Here is an 18,629-nt window from a genome sequence, read left to right as displayed (position 1 = left end):
AGATGGGAGATCTTGCGTCATGATTTTAACTGACTAAGGAACTCTGGCGTTGGGGCCGGCATGTTGTCACGGACTATGTCTGCTATAGGTGCCAGGGCCGGGTGTTCCAAGCCCCGGATCATATGGTTCCAGACACGCGGCATTAACTCGACATACTGGGGCTTGCCAAAATCAAGAGACAGGCGCGCAAATACCCCCAAAATACGTAAGTTTCTTTGGACACCAAGTACTGTATAGGCAGCGCGAAACCCTGGCTCATCGACACCGCTCATTGTCACGTATCTATCGATCATTTGCATCTCAACTCCTGCGGGTACATCGCGTCGAGCATCTTGCAGTAGAGAAACCAAATCATACGCACGATGTCCGGCACGAGCCGCCTGAAAATCTAATAAACCAACACGCGCGACACCTTTGCGGTTGGGAAGCCATAAGAGATTTTCAGCGTGATAGTCACGTTGCACGAGCACAAGGTCGCCGACGATGGTTTGGCGTAAAATATCTTCAAACCGGTCGACAAACCGGGTGATTGTATTGGGATTCACATTACGACCGTATTTTTCAAACGCGATCTCAACCAATTCGGCCATCAAGCGTGGGCCAAATGGATCCAGTTTCGGCATCGGAGCGTCATGCAGTGCTACCAGTACATCAGTTGCTGCCTCATATAGTGGCATCTCAAGTGATTTATCCTGCTGGATGATGCGCGCAAAAAGATCATCCCCCAAATCTTCGATTAGTAAAAAACCGTGCTGGGTATCTTCGGCGATTATCCTGGGGGCACTTAGACCTTGATCACACAAATAGCGGGCAATGTAGGTGAATGCCGTTATGTCTTCACCTTTTTCAGGGGGCGCATCCATAAGAACAGCGGTTTCCCCGGTTACGGCATCAGTTAGTCTTTCATAGCATCGGTTTGAAGCATCGCCGGCCAGTGGTGCGCGGACGGCAGCACCCCAGGATGTCGTCGCCAAAAAAATAGAAGCCAGATGATAACGGTCAGTCATGTGTTGTCCGGTCAATGAGCGGCTGCCATTTGGCATCGCTCCAGGTGAAAGTCAGTTTGCGTGTATCTGCGTCATCTGGATCGAGTTCAAGGCGTAGATGCAGCGCGTTGCTTGGTGACAGTTCTGCAAGTCGATCCGGCCATTCCACAAGACAAATGGCGGTTTCAAATGCTTCGATGAGACCCAGTTCTTCGATTTCGTCCAACGATGTCAGGCGGTATAGGTCGGCGTGCCACAGTTCACCTGACGGGACATCGTAGGTTTGGACCAGGGTAAAAGTAGGTGATGGCACGTCTTCCGGAACATGTAACAGGGATTGGATAAGGTGACGTGCAAAGTGAGTTTTTCCTGCGCCAATGGGCCCTTCCAGCAAAATGCAATCGCCAGGACGAAGAGCCGTCGCGATAAGGGTGGCCAAATTGGCGGTTTTTTCGGGAGAAGAAAGCGTGCAAGTTACGGGGCTATGTATCATGGCGCTACAATGAACCCGCACGCCTAGGGCTGCAAGTTGGTTCGCGGACCTGCAACAGTTGTAAGTTAAGTGTTTTCACCTGACGTTCCGAGCGCGCTGCTAACTTCAGCACAGCCTCGGATCGTCAGGTCCGTCAGGTAGAGGTTGAGTTAGAAATCACGTTACCCGTTTTGATGAGTAATCTTGAAGCGTTCCTGCTCCGGCGGCGCGATGGATGGGGCTGGGGCGCGGAATGTCACCATGGTTGCGCCATTCTGGACAGGGGATACTTTGCAAATAAGAGGGTTGCCGTTGCGTAACTGGACATGGGTCCACCATTGATCACGGTTCTCACGGCCACCAACGAAGTCGCGCAATTCACCCCAAGTCGGAGTAGCAGCGCACATGTTTTGCCAAACGCGGCAAGCATCAACCACCGATACCTTGGCAAAGCTGGCATCAGGGTCCATTTGCCATAAATCGTGGTAGGCTTTGTTTGAAAACGTCATGGTGCCGTCATTGGCAAACACCGCAATCGCCTCATCCATCTGGTCCATAATAGATTGGCCCATTTCCAGCTCTGAGCGGAACTGACGAGTCAGAGTGATTTCGGCGGTAATGTCTTCGAAGAGAAATGCGACAGCACCATCGGGGTGTGGGCGACCGCTGACTGAATAAACCGAACCTGACGGCAGTGACCAAGTTTCCTGGTACCGACCTTCAGCCGCAGCCTCTAGCAAGTCCGCCATCTGATGGCGCCAGCTGGTATAGTTTTTTGGCTCTGGCATCATGCGCTGGTCGCGCAGACGATCAAAAAAGCTAAGCAAATTTGGGCGAGAGCTGAGGAAATTGGCGGGTAGGGCGGTGAGGTCGATGAGGACTGGGTTGAACAGCACAAGCTGGCGGTTTCGGTCAAAAATAGCGAGGCCGATCGACAACTGGGCGAAGGTTTTGGCCAATGTCTGTACAAAATTGCGCTGGGCAACCTCGGCGTCAACAACGGCATTGATGTCCACAGCGTGACACAGCCAGCCGGCTTCGGTCTCAGTGGTCGAAATATTGTACCATAGCTTCTTGTTGCTGTCCGGCAGGGGGATAGAGATCCGTTCTGCTTTGCCACTGGTCATTGGTTCAGAGAGGTCTGAAAACAGAGGGTCAGCAAAATCGACGTTGCGGCCACGCAATTTCTGACTGAGGTTGTCGTAGGCAAGATTGGACCAAGTGACTTCGTCCTCTTCGGATTGTAGCCAGACAGGGTAGGGAGCCTGATGTACAGCAGCCCGAAGAGTGGTCAGTTCTTGATCTAGTGCTTTATCCTTGGCCTCAGTCGCGCTGCGACGCAGCTGCACACGCGTGATTCCGTCGATCCACTCGCAGTGAGCCTCGTGTGATTCAGCTGTAGACGTTCCAGATAGTACTAACGGTCCGACATCTTTTAGAAATCCAGGTGATTGAGGTAAACCTGGGTAGCTGCGCGAGAGTTGGTCTCGCAGAGTGGCCCAGCTGAAACCATCAGCTGTATCACCGATAAATTTGCGGGCGCCGGTGGACCAGCCAATCAGGTTGGCGTCATCGAACAGAAAAACGGCGTCAGTTCTGCTATCGCCAGTTAGCAGATCATGTTCCATACCCTTTTGGCCCACTGCAGGAGAGAGCCACCAAACAGCCACTGCTGCTGTGGCCACACATAGAGTCGCCAAAACAAGCCATTCGATAGAGACGATGTTTTGCATGTTATCCTGCCTAGTTGATCTGCTGTTAACCCTATCTTGCCTCAATAATAGTTAATTGATGTTTAACTGGTTGCCTAAAGGTGAATAGTTAAATTTCTATCTGTTTATTATGACCCATGGGGACCGCATAGTCACCATCTAGCGCGTCAATCATCTTGCGGGGCCAAGAAACTTCGACGATGGCTCCAGGTCGGTCGGTATGTATGCTGATATTTTGTGATGGGTCTGAGCCGTTGGCAAAGCGTAAACTAGCCCCAGTTCGCTCGAGCAAGGTCTTTGCAATAAACAGACCTAACCCCATACCTTCGTATTCAGGCCGCATTTTACGGTCACTGTCGCTGCGACCACGGCGCATAAACGGGTCACCAATTCGACCCAATACATGCGACGGATAGCCGCCTCCGTCATCATAAATTCGCACCAGGATGGTATCGTTAGTCCAAATCGAATCTACCCAGACATTGGCGCGAGAGTAGTCCACTGCATTTTGCACCAGATTTCGTAACCCATGGATGATCTCGGGTTTGCGAAGGATGGTGGGCTGTTGGACGTCCCCCCCTTCATCGGGACCTTCCTTGAAGTGAATGAATTTGCCACGGTGCATATGTGGTTCCGCTGCTTCATGGATTACCGTAGATACCGGAGCCTGCCGCAGATGCAGGTCATCTTTTCCTGCCCGTCCCATATTCTGCAATATATCACGACAACGATCTGCTTGCTCACGGATTAGCGCGGCGTCAACGCGCAAGTCGGGTCGGTCATCAAGCTCTTCGATTAGCTCAGCACTGGCCAGTTTAATGGTGGCAAGAGGAGTGCCCAACTCGTGTGCAGCGGCGGCAACTACCCCACCAAGATCCGTCAACTTTTGTTCTCGCGACAGAGCTAGCTGTGTTGCGGCTAACGCGTCCGACATTGACCGCATTTCTGAGCTAATTCGGTGCGAATAAGCCCCCAAAAACATCACTGCGATGATTATGGCAATCCAATTGCCAAAAACAAAGACATCAGGAATGCGTAGAATAAATCCCTGAGCGGTGCGTAATGGCATGTGGAACTCGGCCATTAAGGTCACCAGAATTATTGCGGTACCACCAATGATCAGGGTTGAGCGTAGTCTCATCATGTTCGCTGAGATCGTCACCGGGCCCAGTACCAGCAATGCAAAGGGGTTGTTCAAGCCGCCTGTAAGGTACAGCAAAAAAGATAGCTGCAGCAGATCAAACAGCACCGTCAGAAAGTTTTCAAACTCGGACAAACGTTTGTTCTCTGGGAAAACAAACATCGCTACTAGGTTTCCAACTACCGAAACACCAACGGCAAAATAACACAGGCCCAATTCCAACTGCAGGTTGTACAGATTCTGGGCAACAGCAATGGCAGTGATCTGACCGCCGATGGCCACCCAACGCAACAAAATTAGTGTGCGCAGACGAATCCAATGGCTACGTTCTTGCCCGCTCATTAGGCCGATAAAAGACTCGCTCATGACGCTCAGCTCCGGTTGCATCGGCTGTATTTGTTGATAGGTCTGACTTCAACAACGATCAACATATCTCTTAGCCTTCAAGGTGTGACCTCATGACCCGTTTATATGCCGTCATTGCTTCCGTTTCCGTTGCTGCTCTGTTGGGCGGTGTCTGGGTTATGACCCAACGCGGACAGGATGGCGACAAGTTTGCCCAATGCCGTAGCAGTCAGATTGCCGGCGGGACAGCACAGATTGGTGGACCGTTTGAATTGATAAATGCCAAGGGTGAGACGGTTACTGACAAAGATGTGATCACTGAGCCATCGTTGATATATTTTGGATATACCTTTTGCCCAGACGTTTGTCCTATGGATACTGCTCGCAATGCCGAAGTGGTTGATGTGCTTGCTGAGCGTGGCCAAAGTATTACTCCTGTTTTCATCTCGATTGACCCTGCGCGAGATACACCTGAGGTTGTGGGTGATTTTTCAGAAAACTTGCATGAACGCATGATTGGACTGACTGGATCAGCAGAGCAGGTCAAGGCCGCCAGCCGTGCATATAAAACCTACTTCAAGGCGCAACCTGCTGATGATGAATACTATCTGGTTGATCACTCGACCTTTTCATACTTGGTGATGCCCGATCAGGGGTTTGTAGAGTTTTTCCGCCGCGACGAGGAACCAGAGAAAATGGCCGACCGGGTCGGTTGTTTTTTGGAAAACATGTAGTTGTTTGACGTTTTATGCAGGCCCGGTAATATTCTTGGCCAAGTAGGACTAATTTTGGCGCAAAGGACCTAGTATGGCCGAAACTGCCTCGCAGGATATTGGACCCGACAAATCCCTATTGTTGGTTGATGACGACGAACCCTTTCTGCGGCGGTTGGCCAAGGCGATGGAAAAACGTGGTTTCGAAGTAGAAACCGCAGGTTCGGTCGCCGCAGGTCGTGCAATTGCCACTGCGCGTACGCCGGCCTACGCTGTTGTCGATCTGAGGCTAGAAGACGGCAATGGGTTGGATGTTGTCGAGGTGATACGCGAGAAACGCCCTGACAGCCGAGTTGTGGTTTTGACTGGATATGGTGCTATTGCAACAGCGGTGGCCGCGGTCAAGATTGGCGCGACAGACTACTTGAGCAAACCAGCGGATGCCACTGATATTACCAATGCATTACTGGCTCAGCCTGATGAATTGCCGCCACCTCCGGAGAACCCGATGAGCGCCGACCGCGTGCGCTGGGAACACATTCAGCGTGTCTATGAGTTATGCGACCGGAATGTCAGCGAGACAGCGCGGCGTTTGAATATGCACCGAAGAACGCTGCAACGGATTCTTGCAAAACGTAGCCCAAAGTAACTGCAAAGCAGATGTCTACCTATGCCAACTGGGCAAGCAATTCGAGGTGCCGTGCGACATAACTTGTACGGACCTCGACCGGCGGTCGCAGTTGGATTTCCAAATCGCCAATAAGCGCCAGATCAGGTTTACCAAACAGTTTGTGGGCCTCTTTCTCCGAAAACCCGGCGATCTGTACTGCCTCCATCCAGGCACTGATACGGTCGGCCTTTTTGATTTGTTTTTTAACTGTGATTGGAAGAGTTGCAGGCAATCCAAATCTTAAGTGAATAGCGGCGATCAGGCGAGCGTCCAACTCTCCGTAAGATGGGCCAACAGCGGCTTTAACAGGTGAGATCATATCTCCGATTACATATTCCGGAGCATCATGTAGCAGCGCGGCCAATCGCCATTTCACAGCTGCCTTGGGATTGATACGGCCGAAGAGAGTTTCGACGAGCAGTGAATGCTCGGCTACTGAATAGGCAAAATCACCTTTAGTTTGTCCATTCCAACGGGCCACAAAGGCCAAACCATGTGCTATATCATCAATTTCTATATCAACCGGAGTAGGATCAAGAAGATCCAGTCTACGTCCTGAAAGCATACGTTGCCAGGCGCGCGATGGTTTAGCCATTTAGTTGTTCCTCCCAAAAAATTATTAGGCCTGAATCCACCGAAATGCTTCTTGATTTCAGGTCAAGATCACAATTTGGAAACAAGGTGTTGAAGCGCCGTGCTTTGAAAAAAGAGTCCCAAATACTATATTTATATACACAAAGGGGTTGTTCAGTCCCTCATGGGAAGCCCTTTTGGACGTAGAACCTGTATCAAGAGGAGTATGTAATGTTCAAGCGATTGCTAGGCGTTTCCATTATCTTTGGCATGGCTGCAACAGCGCCACCGGCCTTTGCCGCCAGCTGTGGAGTCCGCGAAGATGTAATCCATCAGTTGGAAAACCAATACTCAGAAAAACTGACCTCAGGCGGGCTTCAAACCGCGCCGGCGGAAAACTCTATGGTCGAAATCTGGTCGTCGGATCAGACTGGTACCTTTACAGTGCTGATGACCCAAGCCAACGGAATTAGTTGTATTGTAGCAGTTGGTACCGACTATTTTGATATTGGCCCGACAAAAAGGCCAAAGGGTACGGCCAGCTGAATTATCAAATTTGAATTACGAGACTCAATCCGGGCATCTTCGTTGCTTGTCAATCATTGCAATGTTAGGGCCTTTCTAACTTATCAGAAACCGGATTGGAGACGACGATGGCCGGAGATTATTTTGTCAAGGATATTGCGCTGGCCGAGTTTGGCCGCAAAGAGTTAGATATCGCTGAAACAGAAATGCCAGGCCTGATGGCTCTGCGCGCTGAATATGGTGACAGCAAACCTCTGAAAGGTTCGCGGATCACTGGCTCGCTGCACATGACGATCCAGACAGCGGTTCTGATCGAAACTCTGGTAGCGTTGGGTGCTGACGTGCGCTGGGCTTCGTGCAACATCTTCTCCACTCAGGATCACGCAGCTGCAGTGATTGCCAAAGCTGGCATTCCGGTTTTTGCTGTTAAGGGACAGACGCTGGAAGAGCATTGGGACTACTTGGACAAGTCTTTCATGTTCCCCGAAGGTGCGAACTTGATCTTGGATGATGGTGGCGATGCCACGCTCTACATCCTATTGGGCGCACGTGCCGAAGCTGGTGAAGATCTGGGCGTCCCAACCTCAGAAGAGGAAGAGGCGATCCACGCCCAGATCAAAAAACGGATGGCTGCATCCCCGGGCTGGTTCACCAAGACCCGCGAAGACATCCAGGGCGTTTCGGAAGAAACTACCACTGGTGTTCACCGCCTGTATGAACTGGTGAAGCAGGGCCAACTGCCTTTCCCTGCGATCAACGTGAACGACTCGGTCACCAAATCGAAGTTCGACAACAAATACGGTTGTAAAGAATCGCTGGTTGACGGCATCCGCCGCGCTACCGACACCATGATGGCCGGTAAAGTTGCTGTTGTTTGTGGTTACGGCGATGTTGGAAAAGGTTCGGCTGCTTCGCTACGCGGCGCTGGAGCCCGTGTGAAAGTCACCGAAGTTGACCCAATCTGCGCCCTTCAGGCCGCAATGGACGGTTTCGAAGTTGTTGTGCTGGAAGACGTCGTCAACAGCGCTGACATCTTTATCACCACAACCGGCAACAAAGACGTGATCCGTATCGAGCACATGCGCGAGATGAAGGACATGGCGATTGTTGGCAATATTGGCCACTTCGACAACGAAATTCAGGTCGCAAACCTGAAAAATCACAAGTGGACCAACATCAAAGAACAGGTCGACATGATCGAGATGCCTTCGGGTAGCCGCTTGATCCTGTTGTCCGAAGGTCGTCTGCTGAACCTCGGCAACGCCACTGGCCACCCATCGTTTGTGATGTCAGCGTCGTTCACCAACCAGGTTCTGGCTCAGATCGAACTGTGGACCAAGGGTGACGAGTACAACAACGATGTGTACATTCTGCCCAAGCACCTGGACGAAAAAGTTGCACGCCTGCACCTGGATCGTATCGGCGTGAAATTGAGCACACTGAGCAACGAACAGGCATCCTACATTGGCGTTTCAGCCGAGGGCCCTTTCAAGCCAGAGCACTACCGCTACTAAGTAGAACACCGCTTTAAATATTGAGGCCGTCGTAGGTAACTACGACGGCCTTTCTCATGGAATACTTGGTTACTGTGCTGCTGCACCGATGAGGTGGGAAAATCCAGTCAGATGGGTGCGGTTAAATGCTCCAACCTTTTCCAGCATGTCCTGATTGTTATCGCGAAACGCTATCGCCTGATCGGCCGTTTCATAATAAATGATCACTACTTCGTCTGGCGTGGCGATACCCATCGCATCATCGACGTTCAAGAAAGCCTCGTTGATCCAGTGACCATCGCGTTGTTCAGCAATGGAACCCAAGGTCGTCAAATCTGCATCCCGTTGGGTGATGTCGATGTTGTTATAGTAGCCAAGCTTGAGAATATACTGACGCACTTCAATACCTGCAGAGTCAGATGCTGCAGGGAATAGGGACAGATCCCCCTCGAATACCGCTACGGTTCCACTCAGTTGAGCGCGAGAGCCAGCGTTTTCCAAAACCGGATTGTCGCATGTCAAAACGGCATAACTAGTTGGGTCGTCGACCTTAAGAGATCCCTGTTGGGCGAATATCGGACCGCTTCGATAGACTGAACAACCCAGATCTTGGGCGGTTTGTGCGGTGAGGCCGTTGGTTCCACTATACAGAGCGACAATGGCGTTTGATTGGCTGGCGGTGGCGGCGTTAACGCCAACTGTAAGGAAACCTGCCGCAACAAATGTTTTGAGAAGTTTCATATCTTTATCCTTTGGTTTGAAGGTCAATTGAAACGCGGTTGTCTTTGAAAACCTCGCTTGGAAAACGATGCGCTGGCGTCATCAATGAACGGATGGCCGCGATCGGGCGTGCGATGAATTCAGTGGGATGCGCTGGGACAGGCATGGTGGGTGCAAGGCCGACAAAGGTTGCCGTGAATTCTTCTTTGGTCCAGCGATATTGAACTTCGGCGGCTTGGGTGCCTTTGTGAACCAGTCCTAGGTTCATTTCACCATTCAACGGGTCGCGGATATCCGCAGTGAGTAGGGTAACTTCGTAGGTCATGTTGGCTCCATATTTGACTGAAGCCAATGTGCGCTGATTGCAGAGTGGATTAGAACTGTCAAAAAATGTGATGATGTGGTTAGTATTTGATCCATGAAGAATTGGGATGATCTACGTATTTTTCGCGCAATGGCCAAATCACGTTCGATCCGGGCGGCGGCTGCGGAGCTTAAAACAACTCACGCTACAGTTTCGCGGCGAGTTCGAGCGTTAGAGGATGACCTTGGAAGCGCGCTATTTGAGCGCCGCAAAGAGGGATATGTCCTGACGGCTTTTGGTCAAAGCATGATGGACTTGACGCAGAGTGTGACCGCTGGCGTCGAAGCCATTGACCGCTTGGCTTTTGGGCAAGATGGAAGCCTGGCAGGCCCTGTTCGTTTGTCTGTTCTTGAGGATCTTTATTACAAAGTCCTGGCAAATCCGCTTGATAGTTTCATGCGTTCCCACCCAATGATTGAGCTAACCATCGAAACGACATCCAGCTTTCGCGATGTCAATCGGCGTGAGGCGGATGTCATTGTACGTATAACCAGTGATCCACCTGAGCAGGCAGTAGGCCGCAAGGTCGCTGATAGCCCGCTCGCGGCCTACTGTTCGCGCGATTATCTTCGCAACAGGCCGGTCGTAGATCGTTGGATTGCTTTGGATTACCCACCGACAGTTTCACCATTGCTGAATGCGAGGCCTGCGTTTCTGGCCAATTCACTAACGGTAGTGGCTGATGTATTGCGCAGGGGGCAGGGGATTGGACTGTTGCCTTGTTTCATGGCTGAGGGAGACTGTGACCTCGTTAGGCTGTCCGAAGTTGACTTGATCCCTGACAAAGAAATCTGGACACTTACTCATGTGGACATCTTGCATAACCCACGTGTCCGTTTGTTGATGGATCATCTGTATCACGCCTTTTCTAATCAGCGAGCACGTATCGAGGGGCGAGCAGAGTAAGTGGTACTGGGGAATGCCACTCGAGTTTTCCCTTTGTTTAACAAGCCAGTGCAAGTAGGATCGAACGCACTGGGAGAAATCCCATAACAATTTCTGAATTTCAACAATCCTAATGGAACCAAAATCATGGGCAAGAGAGACGATCTGATCGCGCAATATGCGGATGATTTGAAAAATAAATGCGGTGTGGACGCTGATTTGGACTTGCTGACTAAAGTGACCATTGGATGTGGTCCGGCAATCTATAACGATGATGCTTCAACAGTTGCGGCGTCACAGGACAGCGAACTAGAAACTGTAAAACAGAATTTCCTGATCAACAAATTGGGACTGTCCGACGGTCCTGAACTGATGGATGGAATCAACACAGCAATTGAAACCTACGGAAAATCAGAGCGCAACAAGTACCGTGCTGTGTTCTATTATTTGCTGACCAAGCATTTTGGCAAAGAGTCCGTCTACGGCTAAACCCGTCTGCGTTCAATGATATCTACGCCCGCCACTGCGCGGGCGTATTGCATTTTAGCGGTATTGTAACAGCAATTGCTTTGCGGAATCGGTTTGGTTCAGTCTATCAATGTATCACGGTCAGGATGGCCAGGAACCAGATATTTCATACGCGTGTGGTGGATTGGGAGCACGCGGGGTGAGAGGGAAGGTCCTGAGCAATCGGACCTTCCCTTTTTCACATTTCCCCAAACCGCAAGATGTCAGAGCCACTATTCCTGCACGGCAGATTAGGCGGCATCCGTCTTGCCCAAAGCGCAGATCGCGCTCCACTCACTTGGGCTTACAGGTTGTACCGATAGGCGAGAGTTTCGAACCAGAACCATATCTACCAATCGTGGATCACTCTTTATCTGATCAAGGGTCACTGGCTGCACAAAACCGCGTACGGCTTTGATATCCACGCATTCCCAGCGATCATCATCAGTGGTGCTGTCAGGATGCGCCTCGGCACAAACCTCAACAATACCAACGACCGACTTTTCTTTTTGCGAATGATAAAAGAAACCACGGTCGCCCACTTTCATCTCGCGCATAAAATTACGGGCTTGATAATTGCGTACACCGTCCCATTCCTCACCCACATCGCCTTTGGCCAACTGGTTATCCCAGCCCCAAGTTGAAGGTTCGGATTTGAACAGCCAGTATGCCATTAGCCTATGACCTTCTTCCAGGTAATCAGATCAACAGTTTCGAATAGATCGGCCTTGGCATAGGGGTCATTGTCGGCCCAGGTTTGCCCGGCGGCCATGTCTTCGACATCCAGAATGACCAGAGAGCCAACCATGTTGCCTTCTTGATCCAGCAGCGGGCCGGCTTGGGCAACTGCACCGGTGTCCTCGATATAGGCAAGATGCGCTGTGCGATTGTCGAGCCGGGTTTGAAGGGCACCGGGTTTGTCGCGGGCAATCAAAGCAATTAGCATTTTATTCCTCTTTTAATGGTCTTGCTAATAATTGAGCCGCTGCATCGGCAATCGTCAAGCGCTGGCTGACCAAATTGGTTACCGTTTGGGTGATTGGCATGTCGATTTTCATTTCATCGGCCTTTGCGGCGGCGGCGCGTGCGGTGGCTGCCCCTTCGACGGTTACTGACGGATCAAATGTTTCCCCACGGCCAATTGCCAGTCCAAGCTGGTAGTTGCGCGATAGATCAGAGCTACAGGTCAATGTCAGATCGCCAAACCCAGATAGACCCGCCAGAGTTTCAGGCCGGGCACCACATGCCATGGCCATTCGCTGCATTTCTGCATAACCTCTGGTCATCAATGCGGCTCGCGCGCTGTCACCCAACCCCGCACCAATCACCGCACCGCAGGCAATCGCCATTACGTTCTTCAACGCGCCACCTTGTTCGGCGCCTATGGTATCAGTGGTTCGGTATAGGCGTAAATTTGTGGTGGTCAGCTGCTGTTGCAACAATTTGCCCAGATTGGCGTCCTCGCAGGCCAAGGTCAGCGCAGTCGGGAGGCCACGGGCAATGTCTGCGGCAAAACTGGGTCCGGTTAATAGCGCTGGGCGCGCATCAGGTAAGGATTCGCGTATCACCGAAATAGGTCCTATACCGGTGTTCAATTCTATCCCTTTGCAGCAAGCCACCAGAGTTTTATCGCTCAGAGATTGGCTGTTTTGTTCCAGTACAGTGCGTAGCTTTTGCATTGGTACAGCTAGCAACAAGATCCGACTATCCACCGCAGCGTTTAAATCTGATGTGATAGTTAGATCGTCAGGCAAAACGACTCCGGGTAGTCGGCTCTTGTTGACGCGCGTGGTCTGTATGTCCGAAGCCAGATCCTGATTGCGGGCCCACAATTTCACTGGACCATTACTCGCAAGAGAGATCGCCAAAGCCGTGCCAAAGGCTCCTGCTCCTAGGACAGAAACGCTCATGCCTTGGCACCTTTGCGACCGCTGCCAAGCATTGACGGGCTATTTAGATCCAAGGGCCATCGTGGTCGTGCAGTTAGGTCCATCCCATCTGATGCCCCAGCTTTAAAGCGTTCCAATCCAGCATAGGCAATCATAGCTGCATTATCTGTGCAAAGTTGCAGTGGCGGAGCGGTGAAAAAGGCGCCCATTTCGGTACAAACAGTCTCTAACTTGGAACGTATTGCAGTGTTTGCAGCTACACCTCCAGCAACAGCCAAGGTGGGAGTTGCAGGGTTTTCCAACAAATATAGACTTATGGCGCGTCGAGTTTTGGCAGCTAAAACGTCAACGACGGCAGCCTGAAATCCAGCGCATAGATCGGCGCGATCTTGACGGGTTAGCCCCCCCTTTGGGGCGGCGACCTGGTCACGCATTCGCATCAACGCAGTTTTCAATCCCGAAAAGGATAGGTTGCAGTCCGGGCGATCCAGCATTGGTCGCGGAAATCGAAACCGCTTCGGATCGCCAAAAGCGGCCTCGGCCTGAACTGCTGGTCCGCCGGGTTGTGGTAACCCCAGCAAGCGAGCAGTTTTGTCAAATGCCTCGCCTGGAGCGTCGTCAATGGTGCCGCCAAGGCGGGTGAAGTCGTCGGGTCCACGCGCAATTAGATATTGGCAGTGACCGCCAGAGACGAGCAAGATTAAATAGGGATAAGAAATGCCATCGGTTAGCCTTGGCGTGAGTGCGTGGCCTGCTAGGTGATTGACCCCGACCAACGGTAATCCGGTGGCGGCTGAAATACCTTTGGCGCACATGACGCCCGACATGACTCCACCAATGAGCCCAGGACCGGCGGTCACAGCAATTGCATCTAGTTCATTCAGCTTTTGCCTGGACGCATCCAAAGCTTGCCGTACGCAGATATCCAACTTTTCAGCATGAGCGCGGGCAGCAATTTCTGGTACCACGCCACCATAGGCATTGTGCAATTCGCTTTGCCCGAACACGATTGAAGATAAGACCTCCGGCAACGTGCTATCAACCTGCCGCACTACTGCAGCTGCCGTATCGTCACAGCTACTCTCAATTCCCAGAATGGTCAGTGTTCGTGTCATCGTCTTACCGTTGCATCACAATGGACCCGCAGCTACCACCTTACCAAAGTGCAAACAATCCCGGGAGAGCGGTATGGTGGGCCTGCTAATGACACGACCATATGATGCGGCACAGCGCTTTGTGTCAGAGCTACCGGCTGCGCTGATTGGTGATTTGGAGGTAATCTATTCGCCCTTACTTAAAGTGCAGCCTTTGAATGAAACAATCGACTTGGAAGGGTTCAGCGCCGTTGTTTTCACTTCTTCGAATGGCGTGTCGGTAGCAGCAAGGTCCCTGGGTCGTGTTAGTCTACGCGCATATTGTCTTGGCGAGCGCACAACATTGGCGGCGGAGAAAGCGGGATGGCAGTCTCAATTCTGCGGCATGACTGCGGATGATCTGGTTTCTGACTTGCTGAAGCGTAGACCCAGCGGGAGAATGTTGCATCTGCGTGGGCAGCATTCGCGTGGTGATGTCGCTGCTAGGCTGTCAGAAGCAGGCTTAGATTGCCGAGAGCAAGTGATCTATGATCAGCTAGTGTTACCCCTGACCAACGAAGCGTCGACCGCACTGTCTTTATCAAGGGATTTGGTGGTACCACTTTTTTCGCCGCGTACTGCGCGACAATTTGCCGATCTTTGCCCACAGGGTGCCCCAATCCACCTGATCGCAATGAGTGACGCCGTCGCAAACCATCTCAAGCTATTGAAATATAAAGATTTGAAGATATGTATGAACCCTGAAGCGCTGTCTATGCAGCGATCGGTTCGTCAAGTTGCAGAGCAACTAGTGCGGGTTGAGAGCGGCGGGTTGGCGCAGTAGTGTCGCTCAGATTCGAGCGTAAGAATTTTGAGAATCGGCTGGGAGGCTGGCGTGGCTGACAAAAATAATTCCGATCTGGTGAGTGAGACAAGCCCCAACGACGATCTAAACAAGGCTGATATGCCGGAAGCGCAGGTTGAGGTTTTGGATGACAGTGTGGGCGCTAAGCCGGCACTAATTGTTGAGGATGAGTCTGAGGTTGAAAGTACTCAGGTCGATGAGGATCCGGTTGCCGCCGATTCAATTCCTGCCGAGCCTGCAATCAGCGTTGAGCGCGTGGTTGAGAAGCGGGGTGGCTTTGGTATGGCCATTTTGGGGGGGGCGATAGCCGCCGGGCTTGGATTTGTTGCTGCTCAGACGCAGTTTTTGAACCCAATTTTGCCAGAAAGTCTAAAATCCGTATCGGCAAAAGAGTTTAGACTCTTGATTGGGGATCAGGCCGAAATAAACGAAGCTCTTGCGGCGTTGCAGGTGCAGGTTGAATCCAGCAAGACCCCTGACCTATCCGGTGTCACGACACAGATTGCGGAAATTTCTGTTCAGATTGCTCCGTTGGAGGCAAGCTGGAGCTCTGCCAAGGCGCAGCTTGAGGCACTGTCAGATGATGTTACCACGCTGACGAAACGGTTAAGTGACTTGGAAAAAAGGCCAATAAGTGAGGGTGCCTCTCCAGCGGCAGTGGCGGCCTATGAGGCAGAGCTATCTAAACTGCAAGAGAGCTTGATTGCACAACGTCAAGATGTTGAACGGATGGTTGCTGAAGCCCAGGCGTTGGACGCTGCCAGCGCAGAAGCAGCCCGCATTGCCAGCGCCCAGACTATGGTGGCGCGCCTGCGTTCGAACCTGGATTCTGGAACTGCGTATGGTTCGATCCTGACCGAGCTTGAAAGCGTCGGCGTCACGGTCCCGGAGGCCTTGCTTGTGTCTGCCGATCAGGGTGTTGCGACTTTGACCAATCTAACAAGTGACTTTGTCCCTGCCGCCCGTGAGGCGCTTTCCGTTGCGCGCGAAGACAGCTCCGGTAGTGGCGGTCTGTTGGCTTATGCCCAGAGACATCTTGGAGCACGATCTGTCCAACCACGCGATGGCGACGATCCGGACGCCATTCTATCCCGTGCAGAAGCAGCTATTTCCACAGGTGATTTGGACCGGGCTTTGGCCGAGATTCAAACGCTGCCTGAGTCCGCTCGATCAGTCATGCTGGACTGGGAAACTGACGCCAAAACACGCCAGGACGCCGTCGCCGCTGTCGATGCCCTGGCCCATAGCCTGAACGCCAATTAAGGGAGCTGCCATGCTCTGGTCATTGTTGAAAATTCTCGTTTTTGTTGCCCTCATTGCGCTTATGGCCTTTGGCGGTGGAATTTTAATGGAAACTGCAGGTGGTGTGCAAATCACTGTTGCAGGCACTGAGTATACCTTCGGCGCGTTGCAGTCAGTCATAGCGCTGATGGTATTGGTTGGATTGGTTTGGGTGTTCTTGAAGCTGATGTCGCTTTTGGTGGCAACATTGAAATTTTTGAACGGCGATGACACTGCATTGAGCCGCTACTTTGACAAGGGTCGCGAGCGTAAAGGATATCAGGCGCTCGCTGATGGCTTGATGGCCATCGCTTCGGGAGAAGGACGCTTGGCAATGGCGAAGGCGGCGCGGGCCGAAAAGTTTCTGCAAAAACCTGAGTTGACCGATCTGTTAACTGCGCAAGCTGCGGAACTTTCCGGAGACACCAAGAAAGCTGCCGAAGTCTATAAAAGGCTTATTAGCAACCAAGCCACTCGGTTTGTTGGAGTGCGCGGGATCATGAAGCAAAAGCTGTCCGAAGGTGATACCGAGACAGCCCTCAAATTGGCCGAAAAAGCAATTGCAATGCGGCCCAAACATGAAGAAGTGCAGGATACTTTGCTGAGACTGCAAGCTCAGGCTCAAGATTGGGCTGGGGCTCGCAGTACTCTGGCGACCAAACTAAAGACCGGCATGTTGCCGCGTGATGTATTCAAACGGAGAGACGCGGTACTGGCCTTGTCAGCTGCTGGGGCCATCGTTGCAGAAGGTGCCACACTGCAACAACAAGAGCAGGCTATTGAGGCAAACCGATTGTCTCCCGACCTGGTGCCTGCGGCCGCTATGGCCTCTCGGGCGCATATTGCAAAGGGTAAAAAACGGAATGCCGCTCAGGTGTTAAAGAAGGCTTGGGGGGCGCAGCCCCACCCAGATTTGGCGCACGCTTTTGCCGAAATTGAGCCAGAAGAGACCGCGCAACAGCGGGTTGTTAGATTTGCACAACTAGCGAAGCTGCAGCCGCAGCATGATGAAACCAAGTTGGTGATGGCGGAATTACATATCGTGGCTGAGGATTTCCCCGAAGCGCGCAGAGTTTTGGGTGATTTGTTCGAGCGTGCCCCAGATGCTCGGGCATTGACTTTGATGGCCGCAATTGAACGTGGCGAGGGAGCCTCGGATGCAGTGGTGCAGGGTTGGTTAGCGCGCGCCTTGAATGCACCACGGGGTCCGCAGTGGATTTGTGACAGTTGTCACCACATCCATGCCCATTGGGCGCCGGTCTGTGAGCATTGTTCCAGCTTTGATACCATGACCTGGACTACTCCGGACACCCCTGAAATTGCCAGTGCTACGGGTGTACATATGTTACCGTTGATTGTTGGCGTCCAAGCTGAACAACCTTTGACAGATGAAAGCGCCGAAGAGGCTGAACTGGTGATAATCAAGCCAGTTATACCAGATGCTGTGATCAGCGATCAGAAAGCAAAATAGTTTTCCTTTACGGCGCATAAGAACAATTTTTGCGCCGCAAACACTGATCTCTGCTGAATGGTGGAGTGTGTAATGTTCCCATACGGGGAAACTTATTCGGAAATCTTTGTGTCGGTCCCTTGCAGAAGGATTTCTCGGAGTTTTCCATCTGGCAGAGTGTCTGTAACCAGAGCGTCCACATCTGATATTGGCCCAAGGGGCACCAGTCCGGCGCGATAGAACTTAGTTGAATCCAGTGCTAAAACGGTTCGTGCAGACCGTTCCATCACGGTACGCACATTGGCGACTTCCCAGTGGTTATCGTCACCCATAGTGCCGTCTGTATCAATTCCGCTGGCAGATATTACGGCAACGTCAAAATGAAAGCGACGGATGAAGTCTGTACTGAAGTCACCAATAACAGATCCGTCTATATGGCGAATAAAGCCGCCAGGGATGGCCATTGTAAAATCAGTCCGGTCTTTCAACGCAATTACTGCGCCAAGGTTGTAAGTAACAATCTTTAGATTTTCGCGAACATTAAGAGCTTCGGCAACCGCGACGCAGGTAGTCCCAGCATCAAGGAAAATGCTGTCCCCGTCGCTCACCATTTCTGCGACGCGTTGAGCAATTCTTTGTTTGGTATTCTTGGATTCAAACCGACGTCTCAAATAATCTTGACTGTCCAACCCACCGAAAAACGCAACACCACCATGTGTTCTGCGAGCAAGTTTTTTTTGGTCCAGCTCAGTAATGTCTCGTCGGATGGTTTGTTCGGACACCGATAGTTTTGTGGCCAGTTGTTCTAGCGATTCATAGCCGGATTCTTTTAGGTAACTTAACAGTTTAGATTGACGGACGCCTTTTTTCCCGACCGACATCAAAAAACCCTTTCCTATTATGATTTCCGCAGTGAGGATCTGTAGGGTCTCACAATGTCAAGTTGAGCTTCCTCAGGGGAATAA

The 18,629-nt window shown here is 51.7% G+C and carries 21 protein-coding genes; 9 read left to right on the top strand and 12 right to left on the bottom strand.

Features of this window, described 5'->3' with window-relative positions; genetic code table 11:
- Positions 1-17: 17 nt before the first annotated feature.
- From FEE96_RS08910 to regB, 4 genes are all read right to left on the bottom strand, one after another.
- Positions 18-1,007 carry an aminoglycoside phosphotransferase family protein gene (locus FEE96_RS08910; RefSeq protein ID WP_138162690.1) on the bottom strand — a complete coding sequence of 330 codons (990 nt, stop codon included), beginning with the start codon at positions 1,005-1,007 and terminating at the stop codon, positions 18-20.
- Complete coding sequence (gene tsaE / locus FEE96_RS08905; protein ID WP_138162689.1) at positions 1,000-1,479, bottom strand: tRNA (adenosine(37)-N6)-threonylcarbamoyltransferase complex ATPase subunit type 1 TsaE; 480 nt, start codon at positions 1,477-1,479, stop codon at positions 1,000-1,002. Before tsaE ends, FEE96_RS08910 begins: the two co-directional genes overlap by 8 nt.
- 161 nt (positions 1,480-1,640) lie before the next feature.
- Positions 1,641-3,191: a PAS-domain containing protein gene (locus FEE96_RS08900; RefSeq protein WP_138162688.1), complete on the bottom strand. Its 1,551-nt coding sequence runs from the start codon at positions 3,189-3,191 to the stop codon at positions 1,641-1,643.
- Between the two features lie 88 nt (positions 3,192-3,279).
- A complete protein-coding gene (gene regB / locus FEE96_RS08895) occupies positions 3,280-4,677 on the bottom strand; it encodes a sensor histidine kinase RegB (RefSeq protein WP_138162687.1) in 1,398 nt (465 codons plus the stop codon).
- Positions 4,678-4,769: 92 nt separating this feature from the next.
- Between regB and FEE96_RS08890 the strand changes: the two genes are divergently transcribed.
- A complete protein-coding gene (locus tag FEE96_RS08890) occupies positions 4,770-5,390 on the top strand; it encodes an SCO family protein (RefSeq protein ID WP_138162686.1) in 621 nt (206 codons plus the stop codon).
- A 73-nt stretch (positions 5,391-5,463) separates the two neighbouring features.
- Positions 5,464-6,018: an ActR/PrrA/RegA family redox response regulator transcription factor gene (locus FEE96_RS08885; protein ID WP_138162685.1), complete on the top strand. Its 555-nt coding sequence runs from the start codon at positions 5,464-5,466 to the stop codon at positions 6,016-6,018.
- A 19-nt stretch (positions 6,019-6,037) separates the two neighbouring features.
- On the opposite strand, the gene FEE96_RS08880 is transcribed toward FEE96_RS08885, so the two are convergent.
- Positions 6,038-6,634 (bottom strand): HD domain-containing protein, encoded by a 597-nt coding sequence (locus tag FEE96_RS08880; protein ID WP_138162684.1) that lies wholly within the window; start codon positions 6,632-6,634, stop codon positions 6,038-6,040.
- Positions 6,635-6,843: 209 nt separating this feature from the next.
- Between FEE96_RS08880 and FEE96_RS08875 the strand changes: the two genes are divergently transcribed.
- Together FEE96_RS08875 and ahcY are read left to right on the top strand one after the other, a co-directional pair.
- Positions 6,844-7,158 carry a hypothetical protein gene (locus FEE96_RS08875; RefSeq protein WP_138162683.1) on the top strand — a complete coding sequence of 105 codons (315 nt, stop codon included), beginning with the start codon at positions 6,844-6,846 and terminating at the stop codon, positions 7,156-7,158.
- Positions 7,159-7,265: 107 nt separating this feature from the next.
- Complete coding sequence (gene ahcY, locus FEE96_RS08870; protein WP_171021660.1) at positions 7,266-8,651, top strand: adenosylhomocysteinase; 1,386 nt, start codon at positions 7,266-7,268, stop codon at positions 8,649-8,651.
- Between the two features lie 69 nt (positions 8,652-8,720).
- Here the strand turns inward: ahcY and FEE96_RS08865 are convergent, their stop codons facing one another.
- Both FEE96_RS08865 and FEE96_RS08860 read right to left on the bottom strand, forming a co-directional pair.
- Positions 8,721-9,371, bottom strand: coding sequence for a hypothetical protein (locus FEE96_RS08865; protein ID WP_138162681.1), 651 nt, complete (start codon positions 9,369-9,371; stop codon positions 8,721-8,723).
- Positions 9,372-9,375: 4 nt separating this feature from the next.
- The gene (locus FEE96_RS08860) at positions 9,376-9,675 is read right to left on the bottom strand and encodes a hypothetical protein (protein WP_138162680.1); all 300 of its coding nucleotides are present in this window, start codon (positions 9,673-9,675) and stop codon (positions 9,376-9,378) included.
- 93 nt (positions 9,676-9,768) lie between these two features.
- On the opposite strand from FEE96_RS08860, the gene FEE96_RS08855 reads away from it, so the two are divergent.
- The gene (locus FEE96_RS08855; protein ID WP_138162679.1) at positions 9,769-10,620 is read left to right on the top strand and encodes a LysR family transcriptional regulator; all 852 of its coding nucleotides are present in this window, start codon (positions 9,769-9,771) and stop codon (positions 10,618-10,620) included.
- A gap of 126 nt (positions 10,621-10,746) precedes the next feature.
- Positions 10,747-11,088 (top strand): DUF2853 family protein, encoded by a 342-nt coding sequence (locus tag FEE96_RS08850; protein ID WP_138162678.1) that lies wholly within the window; start codon positions 10,747-10,749, stop codon positions 11,086-11,088.
- A gap of 269 nt (positions 11,089-11,357) precedes the next feature.
- On the opposite strand, the gene FEE96_RS08845 is transcribed toward FEE96_RS08850, so the two are convergent.
- The 4 genes from FEE96_RS08845 to tsaD are packed head-to-tail and all read right to left on the bottom strand — an operon-like array spanning position 11,358 to position 14,110.
- Complete coding sequence (locus FEE96_RS08845) at positions 11,358-11,780, bottom strand: EVE domain-containing protein (RefSeq protein WP_138162677.1); 423 nt, start codon at positions 11,778-11,780, stop codon at positions 11,358-11,360.
- Positions 11,780-12,052: a YciI family protein gene (locus tag FEE96_RS08840; RefSeq protein WP_138162676.1), complete on the bottom strand. Its 273-nt coding sequence runs from the start codon at positions 12,050-12,052 to the stop codon at positions 11,780-11,782. The genes FEE96_RS08845 and FEE96_RS08840 overlap by 1 nt, the downstream gene beginning before the upstream one ends.
- A gap of 1 nt (position 12,053) precedes the next feature.
- Positions 12,054-13,016 carry an NAD(P)H-dependent glycerol-3-phosphate dehydrogenase gene (locus FEE96_RS08835; RefSeq protein WP_138162675.1) on the bottom strand — a complete coding sequence of 321 codons (963 nt, stop codon included), beginning with the start codon at positions 13,014-13,016 and terminating at the stop codon, positions 12,054-12,056.
- On the bottom strand, positions 13,013-14,110 hold the full coding sequence (gene tsaD / locus FEE96_RS08830) for a tRNA (adenosine(37)-N6)-threonylcarbamoyltransferase complex transferase subunit TsaD (RefSeq protein WP_138162674.1): 1,098 nt from the start codon (positions 14,108-14,110) through the stop codon (positions 13,013-13,015). Before tsaD ends, FEE96_RS08835 begins: the two co-directional genes overlap by 4 nt.
- 88 nt (positions 14,111-14,198) lie before the next feature.
- On the opposite strand from tsaD, the gene FEE96_RS08825 reads away from it, so the two are divergent.
- Genes FEE96_RS08825 through FEE96_RS08815 form a run of 3 tightly spaced genes read left to right on the top strand, consistent with a single transcriptional unit; the run spans position 14,199 to position 17,685 of the window.
- On the top strand, positions 14,199-14,912 hold the full coding sequence (locus FEE96_RS08825) for a uroporphyrinogen-III synthase (RefSeq protein ID WP_246079371.1): 714 nt from the start codon (positions 14,199-14,201) through the stop codon (positions 14,910-14,912).
- A gap of 51 nt (positions 14,913-14,963) precedes the next feature.
- Complete coding sequence (locus FEE96_RS08820) at positions 14,964-16,196, top strand: COG4223 family protein (RefSeq protein ID WP_246079370.1); 1,233 nt, start codon at positions 14,964-14,966, stop codon at positions 16,194-16,196.
- 10 nt (positions 16,197-16,206) lie between these two features.
- Positions 16,207-17,685, top strand: a complete 1,479-nt coding sequence (locus FEE96_RS08815; RefSeq protein ID WP_138162671.1) for a heme biosynthesis protein HemY — start codon at positions 16,207-16,209, stop codon at positions 17,683-17,685.
- Between the two features lie 92 nt (positions 17,686-17,777).
- Here FEE96_RS08815 and FEE96_RS08810 read toward each other — a convergent pair whose 3' ends face one another.
- Positions 17,778-18,545: a DeoR/GlpR family DNA-binding transcription regulator gene (locus tag FEE96_RS08810; RefSeq protein WP_138162670.1), complete on the bottom strand. Its 768-nt coding sequence runs from the start codon at positions 18,543-18,545 to the stop codon at positions 17,778-17,780.
- Between the last annotated feature and the right edge of the window lie 84 nt (positions 18,546-18,629).

Origin of the sequence: Parasedimentitalea maritima (assembly GCF_005771405.1) — a bacterium.
Classification (GTDB): Bacteria; Pseudomonadota; Alphaproteobacteria; order Rhodobacterales; family Rhodobacteraceae; genus Parasedimentitalea; species Parasedimentitalea maritima.
The sequence above is the reverse complement of the archived record's forward strand: the minus strand, read 5'-3'. Positions and strand labels throughout refer to the sequence as shown.